The following is a 1836-nucleotide window of genomic DNA, read 5'->3' as shown; positions in this document are numbered from 1 at the left end:
GGTCGGGGCGTGCCGACCTCGATGTCGTGATCACCGGCTCGAACGCCAGTCTGTTTTCCGGCGAGCTGGCCACAAAGATCGCCGGCCGGTTTGTCGAGATTCCGGTGTTTCCGTTGTCGTTTTCCGAGTTCCGCGTTTTCCACGCGCTTACAGAAGAGGATGCGGCCAGGGCCTTCGGCCTCTATCTGCACTTCGGCGGGCTTCCCGGACTGCACCACCTTGGGCCGCTGGACGAAGCAACCTTCCGCCCCTTCGCGATGGCCGTTCACGACTCGATCATGCTGCGCGATGTTGTCCGCAGGCACCAGATCCGCAATCATGCCCTGCTTGAGCAAGTGGCCCGCTATGTGTTCGACAACCTCGGCAACCTCACGAATGCCAGCCGGATCAACGCCTTCCTGAAGAACCAGAAGACCTCCGTCGGCGTGGATACGATCCTCAACTACCTGCGCTGGTTCGAGGAGGCCAACCTGACGCACCGGGTGCCGCTGTACGATCTAAAGGGCCGCCGCCATCTGGAGATCAACGAGAAGCACTTCGTCAACGACACCGGACTGCGGACCGCTGTTATCGGCTACCGGGCCGACGACATCGGGGGCTTGCTGGAGAACGTCGTCTGCACGGAACTGCTGCGGCGCGGCTACCGGATCGCCATCGGCCGCATGGGCGACCGCGAGATCGACTTCGTGGCCGAGCGTGGCGACGCCCGTCTCTACGTGCAGGTCGCCTACCTGCTGCCGACCGCCGCCACGCTGGAACGGGAGGTCGCCCCGTTGCTGGCGCTGAAGGACAACTACCCCAAGCTCCTGCTAACCCTGGACCGCGAGCTCGGCAACGACATCCGCGGCGTGCGCCGCCTGTACCTGCCGGACTGGCTGGAGCAGGACGAGAGCGGAAGTTGAACGCCGCATCGCCCCTTCAGATAATCGGCTGGCGACAGGGGGGCTCGTGAAGCGCATGAAAAGTGGGGCAAGCGTCCCGCTTGCCAGCGATGGAACGCGCATGGCCTTGCAGTTGTGGGCTTGCAGTCCGCCCCTCCGGCTTTCGCTTGAGCCACATTCGCACGCGGCAGGGATGCCGCGTCTACTAGCCGGACGCCAGGTACTCATGCAAATAGGTCTGTTCGGCCACCCCCGCGTGGCGCACTACGTGCGCAAGCGGTTTTGAGTGCGCGGACCCGGCCGCGCTTTCTACCGCGGGACCCGGCCCGCGCAGAAGAGGAAACAGCCAAAGTGCAAAAGCCCCCAGTGATCTCTCCTTTAACGGCGAAAAGGAAACGTGCGAAAATGGTGCCACGCCGGCGCGCCAGCGTGGTAGGGCGAAGCCGTCCCGGCTAGCCGCAGCGATGGAGTGATGGAGCGTGGGAGAAGTTCTAAAGTTCAGGAGTTCTAAAGTTTGGCGGCGTCTGTACCGAACCGCCCCGCCCGCCACCCCGGCACAAGCTCACGGTACAGCAAACGGAAGGCAGGGCGAGCCGTCCCCGTCACGTCGCTACGCGCGTGACCGACGAGCCGCACAAAGGCGATAAAAAAACTGCCAAGACGCCAAGAGCGCCATGTTCCAAGTCAATATTCCGGCTAGCTGCCCCGGTCGGAGTACCGCCTTCAGGCGGAAGTGGTTCAGGGGCTTCAGCCCCGTTCCCATGACCCCTTTTTCCAAAGGAAAAAGGGCTTCGCGGGCCTGAAGGCCCTTGTTGACTTCCGGCTGAAGGGAGTGTTGACTTATTGCAATTCCCTGCTGGTTTTTTATCAGGAACTCATGAAATCAGGAATTTGTTTGTGGAAACCGCGCATTCTTGCACCATTCTTGAGTTCTTGAGTTCCTGATTAATCCGCG

Annotated in this window: 1 protein-coding gene; it reads left to right on the top strand. The window is 61.9% G+C overall.

From position 1 onward, the window contains the following. On the top strand, positions 1-902 hold a 902-nt coding region (locus GX839_07720; GenBank protein ID NLB05340.1), incomplete at its 5' end, for an ATP-binding protein. Between the last annotated feature and the right edge of the window lie 934 nt (positions 903-1836).

It is taken from the genome of Fastidiosipila sp., from assembly GCA_012511175.1.
Lineage (GTDB): Bacteria > Bacillota > Clostridia > Saccharofermentanales > DTU023 > UBA4923.
Note: the sequence above shows the minus strand (reverse complement) of the source record. Positions and strands in the feature narration are given on the sequence as shown.